We start from the raw sequence: 6034 nt of genomic DNA on the forward strand, positions 1-6034 counted from the left end.
AGTAAGCTCATAACCTTTTTTAAACATTCCATAAAGCACTGATATCATTGCTCTGTATGGAGTGAGCCTTCCGTAATATCCACCACCTGCAAAAAATTGACCTTTTTCACTAACTGACTGTCTCATGTCTTCAACTATGTTTATAGCATTCATCAGATTAATTGCTGATTCCTGTAAGTTCCCTTTACCTTTTAATGCCAGCCCTACCTGAGTGTAATACTCAAAGTGCCTATTTGGATTATCTCTCCATGAAGGTGGAATCTCATTTGCAAGCCTTAATGCCTCATCATATCTGCCTGTTTTAAGATATACCTCTATGAGACCGAGATGAAGCAGTCTGTTTGGTTTAATTCTTTCTTCAAGTCTTTTTCTTTCAATGAATACCTCCTCTGCCTCTTTTAATCTTCCCTGTTTTAGATAAACAGCACCAATATTATTGATCCTTGTTTCAAGAAGATAGGGATTATTCAGTCTTTTATCAATTTCAAGGGCTTCATATAGATACTTTAAAGCATCATTGTATTTACCAGCTTTAAAATATTGCATCCCGATATTGTTTAAAACATAGGCAAGCGAATGAGGTCTTTTCAGTTTTCTTTCAATTTCAAGGGACTGCTGATAATAAGAAATTGCCATATCAAGCCTGCCTAATTTGGAATAGTCATGGCCAATATTATTAAGTATTGTTGCGATTGTTGGAGTATCATTTTGTTCTTTTGCTATTCTAAGCGCCTGTTCGTAGTTTGATAGAGCCTTTTCATACTGTCCGAGATCAAAATATAATGTTCCAAGATTATTCAATGTTACTCCAAGTTCTCGTTTTAGATTGTTTTTACTCTGGATTTCTATTGCTTCCTGATAATAAGAAATAGCCTTTTCAGGCTTATAAAGGTCAGCATATGTGTCTGCTATATAACGCATTACAATTGAGATCCCTTCTGAGTTGTTATATTTTTTTGCTAATTTTAACGCCTCTTCATAATAGGAAAGGGCTTTTTCAAGCTGACCCATCCTATGGTAAACCACTCCGATAAAAGAAAGATTTGCTCCAACAGAATTTTCATCTCCCTTTTCTTTGTAAAGTTTTGCAGATTCGTTGAAGCTTGAAAGAGCCTCATTAAACTTACCAATACTCAGCGCAGCTTTTCCAAATTCGTGTAAAACTATGGGAAGAGAATCTTTAGCATTGAGTTCAGCAAAAAGCCTCCTTGACTCTTCAAGATAGTGGTATGCTTTTTCATAATCAATTGCTCTACGATAGTAAATTGAACCAGCAAGAAAAAGGTCATCAGCAAGCCATTCTTTATTGCCAAGTTTTCTTGCAGCATCAATTGCTTTTTCGTAATAAAACAGTGCCTTGTCATCATCTCCCATGTCTTCGTAAGATGCACCAAGACCATTGTAGTTAGAAGTATAGCATTCATAATCATTTCCACATAATGCAAGGGACTTTTCATAATAGTAGATCGCTTCTTTGTATCTTTTTTCCTTGTAAGCTTTATCTCCAAGCTCCCACAGTCTTTCAGCTTCACTTTTTGGTTGAGCAGTAACTGTCAGGGGAATAAAAACTATTAAAATTGATATTAAAAGATGCTTCCATCTCATTTTTTACCTGCAAATCATCTTTACAGAAGCTTTTACTGAAACTGTCTTTTCTTCCTTCTTAGGTTCTGGTGCTTCTACCATTGATTTTGTTGTTTTCATCATATAAGAAACCTCTTCTTCTTTCCACCACCATGAAGGTCTTCTAATGTCATAGTCTATGCTGGTTAAACTACAAGTTTTACCCATTTTTTCAGAAACTTTTTTGGCAAAATTTTGAGCATTACCAATTATCTCAATTTTCAATGCATCTTCAGCATTACGAAGATTCTTTTTGGACACAGTCCACTCTGGAGTTGATACTATGAAATCCATTTTTTCACCGTATTTTTCTTTAAAATTTGCCAGTTCTTGAAAAATTTTATTCTGCTGAGAAGGTTCTTTTAATTCAAATAAGTAGTGAATTGAACCTTTGTAGCCTGAGCATTTTTGTTTATTTTCTTCCCACCAGCAGTTTTTAGTAACATAATATTTTCCACCACGATATTCAAAACCAAGATTTTTCAAAGATTTATCTACTGCACCAAGAATGTTTACGGCATCAACTTCCTTTGATGTATTTACATTAACTCCAACACTCAAAGAGAGAATGTCTGGAATAAGCTCTTTTACTTCTTCAAGGATTATGAAAACCGTTGTATCGTCCTGGGCGTATGTAGAAGTGGCAATTAATACAAAAAATGTGATAAAAATTATCAATAATTTTTTCATGATGCCTCCCTTTTAACTTATTTCAACACAAAGGCAACTTTTGCACTGGCAAAGAAGTTTGCCTTCTGATTTGCCGAATAAATTTTTACAGCATCTTCATCTGAAACCTGAACATCAGAAGGAGTTACTGTACCAGAGGCTTTTACTATTAGAGGATTTTTTACTCCTCTTTTTTCCAGAGCTGCCATTGCCTTTTCAATGCTATTGGTGTATTCACCGCAGCCCTGCTCAACAAGCACTTTTTGACTTATTTTTGAAGGGTCATAAAGAAGATCACCCTTTTGAGTAAATATTCTGTTTATAAGAGCTGGTCTGAAGTTAACCTCTCTGGCATCAATTATAAGTCCATCATATCTTTCTTCAAGTTTAACAGGCTTTGGTTTAAATTGAGGTTGAGGTTCGATTATTTCTTTTTTGATCTTAGGATCTCCGAGAATTTTTTCATACATAAGAGAGCCAAATCCTTTTGGACCTGTCATTCCCACTTTTACAATAACAAGGGCAACTTCTTGCTGAGGATCCCATTCTTTATGCACAATCTGAGCACCCTTTACAAAGCCTGTAACCGCTGTTCTTACAACATCATACTGAAGCTCTGCATCTTTGACCATTGTGTCTCCAACAACTGCAACTCCTTCAATTATCTCTGCAAGCTGGCGATAAGCAAGGGTAGTGGCAGCTCTTTCTGCAGTAAGCCTTCTCTGAGCAGGTGTTTTTGCAGTTGGTGATGGGAGTCCCTCAGCTGCAACAAGAATGTAATCATTGATAAATGCCTGTTCAGGTGAAGTGGTAAGAGTAAGATTGTTTTTCTGAAGCCATTCATTTGCCTTTTCAAATGTTGATGAGACCTTATCAGTATCCTGCTGAGCAATGCCCACTCCTATCAATAAAAACAATAATAAGACAATAACTGATAGTTTTTTCATTTTGCCCTCCTAATAAATGTTTATTTTTTGTTTTAACATTCTTATTGCAAGAATTGCCTCTGCTCCATCAACTGGTTTTTCAGGATCAAATTCTCCTGAAAGCTCTGGCTCCATAATCCCCCTTGTTGTCATGTTCATAACAGCATTGTAAATTGGAGATGTTGGTCTTATATCCGGGAATGGAGATTTTTCATGCCCGAAAAATGCGGTTGCAATTTTTTCATCACCTGTAAGCTTAATCAATACATCTTCAAGTATCAAAGCCATTTCACCTCTTTTTACAATTTCATCTGGTTTAAAAAGATATGCCTTTACTGTTTCATCATATTTTGGTTCAAGTCCTCTAATTTTCCATTTGAGTATTGTTAGTATCTCCTGTTTAAATGGATTGTTGATGATGTCAGCAGGTATAAATTCTGGCTTTATCTGTTTAATCTCACTTTGAATCGGAATTTTGCCAGAAAAAACCCTGTCAATTTTAAGTTCATTGATAAGCAAAGCTACAAGTTCAGCTCTTGTTATTGAATCTTTGACTGCGATTTTTTTGCCAGCATCGCCAACTGTTATTCCAGCCATTGCACGGATGATTTTATCAGTTTTTTTCCAGGCTCTGTCAGCTTTTTCATTCCATTTTCCATCTATCTTTGAGTTCAAAACAGCTCTGAATTTGTCCTTTGCTTTTTCAAAATCAAGTGCATCAAAATATGCAAGCCCCATAAAATAATGGGCTGCTTCTTTACCTTGATAATAAGTAAGTTGAGCATCATCAACTTTAATGTTCAGTACATTGAAATAGGCTTTTTCAGTTTCCTCAAGTGAGTTTGTTTTGAGATTGGTTAAACTTCTTATTTTTGCCATGTAGTAGTCAAACTCTTGCTGAGGAGTCTCTGCTTTCTTTTTGGCAGTTTTCAGGTCTTTGTTAATTCTTTCAATTTCAATTTTTTTAATTTCAGGATCCTGAATTTTCTTAACTTTTTCAGACTTTGCAATAGCAAGCCCTGAATAAGCCTTTGAGAAGTTTTCATCGCAGTAAATGGCTCTCTCAAACTTCTCAATTGCAAGCTCAATTTTCCCATCTTCCAGAGCTTTCATTCCAATGAGATAATGGTATTCTGGATTGTCTTCAGGAAGAGTGCATTTTGAGACTTCCTTTGGAGCACATCCATAGATAGCTATGACAATAATAGATAGGAAAACTAAAATTTTTAAATATTTCATACCAAAACCTCCTTTGCTTTTCTAATCAGATAATATCAGTAAAAAAAATATATGTAAAGGTAATTTTCACATTTTTTATCTTAATTTTTGCCAGAACCCTTTTGGTGCGCTTGTTTTAATAGCATGACCTGTCAAAACTTTATCTACATAATCTTCAGCAATAATGCAAATGCTTCTGTCACTTTGTAAATCCGTTTCTGATACAGTGCACTCACCAACTATTCTGGGTGTAATTATATCAATATTTTTTACTGGATCTCTTTCTTTTACAAACTCTACAATTTCAACTATTGAGCCTTCTTTTAAACCATCTGAACGCCCCAGTGTAATAAACGCGATTCTTTCTTTAGGATTTTTTCTGTTTGTCATTGTTTTGTATATATATCCATAAACTGAAAACACATCAAAAATTTCACTTCTGGAGTTATTAATAGCGTTTTCAATTGCCTTATTTAAAAGTCCGCAAGGATCCTCCACCCTGCAATAATTGTCTTGTCCTCTATAATTTTTTGCTCTACCATTCATACTAAAAGCTTTCTGAATTCTTCCTTCTGGAAATTGAATCAATCTGAGTGTCAATCCAACCTCACCCTCTTCATTGCAAGATGCCGGGTTATAGTGGGTTTTTCCTTTTTTATCTGTCCATGAACTTGCCGGAGTAAAGCGTACATTAATATACGCCTTTGATATGGAACCAACAAGTACGAAATCTACTTTTTCAGCAATTTTTGCAAATTTCTGAAGATCTATATCTCCTGAAACACCTGCTCTAAATTTTAACTCTTCCATCAATACCTTTAGTTGAGATCTTTCCACGAGTTCGACACTGCCTGTATTGGCAAATGCTTGAGTAAGATACTCCTGCGCACTGCTGTAGAGCTCACATCCTCTGAACTGAGTATTATCAGATGGTGGAAGAATTGCAATTTTTGGTTTTCTCTTCTGAATAGCATAATCAGGCATGAAATGTGTTACCTTTTTGTTATCAATATCCAACATTGTATACTCCATCAAGCTAACTTTTGGGGGGACGCATCCCCAAATAGCTACCATAAGAATGGATAAAATAACGCTATACAAAGTTTTCTGTTGCATCTTTATTACCTCCAATTTAATTCTGAGAGTTTTCAAAAAAACACAAGTTTTTGATAATCAAGAAAATGCAACTGTTTAATTTTCAATTATCCCTTACTCTATTGTTTTCAGCCTTTAAAATAATATAAAATGGCGAAAAATTAACAACGGTGAAGCCTTTTTGATTCAGGCTGTTTGCAAGATATACAGGATTTTCAGGATAACTTATCATAAATTCTCCAAGACCTCTGTCTTCAACTTCTGTAACCCATGCTATATTCTGCAGTAATTCTTTTATTTCAAAATGTTTATCTATATCTGACACACCTTCAACTTTAACTAATATTTTCTTAGAAAGGCTATTTACATATTTAGTTATTTTTTCGAAAACGATCGGTACAAACTCTTCTGAAAGAGTTTTAAGACTCTGCATAGCAGCATCCTCTATATTAGATGCCATTGCTTTTGCTTGTTCTGTTCCTGAAGTTAATATGATTATTTTG

The 6034-nt window shown here is 34.9% G+C and carries 6 protein-coding genes; all 6 read right to left on the bottom strand.

From position 1 onward, the window contains the following. A partial coding sequence (locus tag ACP5O9_RS06215) for a tetratricopeptide repeat protein (protein WP_428723642.1) occupies positions 1-1605 on the bottom strand: 1605 nt, incomplete at its 3' end. Between the two features lie 3 nt (positions 1606-1608). Further along, positions 1609-2313, bottom strand: coding sequence for an SIMPL domain-containing protein (locus ACP5O9_RS06220; RefSeq protein ID WP_353686236.1), 705 nt, complete (start codon positions 2311-2313; stop codon positions 1609-1611). A 17-nt stretch (positions 2314-2330) separates the two neighbouring features. Then, complete coding sequence (locus ACP5O9_RS06225) at positions 2331-3239, bottom strand: hypothetical protein (protein ID WP_428723643.1); 909 nt, start codon at positions 3237-3239, stop codon at positions 2331-2333. Between the two features lie 9 nt (positions 3240-3248). Next, complete coding sequence (locus ACP5O9_RS06230; protein ID WP_353686234.1) at positions 3249-4457, bottom strand: S-layer homology domain-containing protein; 1209 nt, start codon at positions 4455-4457, stop codon at positions 3249-3251. A 75-nt stretch (positions 4458-4532) separates the two neighbouring features. Next, entirely contained in the window at positions 4533-5456 is a 924-nt protein-coding gene (locus ACP5O9_RS06235) for a CsgG/HfaB family protein (protein ID WP_428723644.1), read from the bottom strand. Between the two features lie 178 nt (positions 5457-5634). Next, positions 5635-6034: hypothetical protein (locus ACP5O9_RS06240; RefSeq protein WP_428723645.1), on the bottom strand; the 400-nt coding region annotated here is incomplete at its 5' end.

Source organism: Thermodesulfovibrio sp., assembly GCF_049969575.1.
Classification (GTDB): domain Bacteria; phylum Nitrospirota; class Thermodesulfovibrionia; order Thermodesulfovibrionales; family Thermodesulfovibrionaceae; genus Thermodesulfovibrio; species Thermodesulfovibrio obliviosus.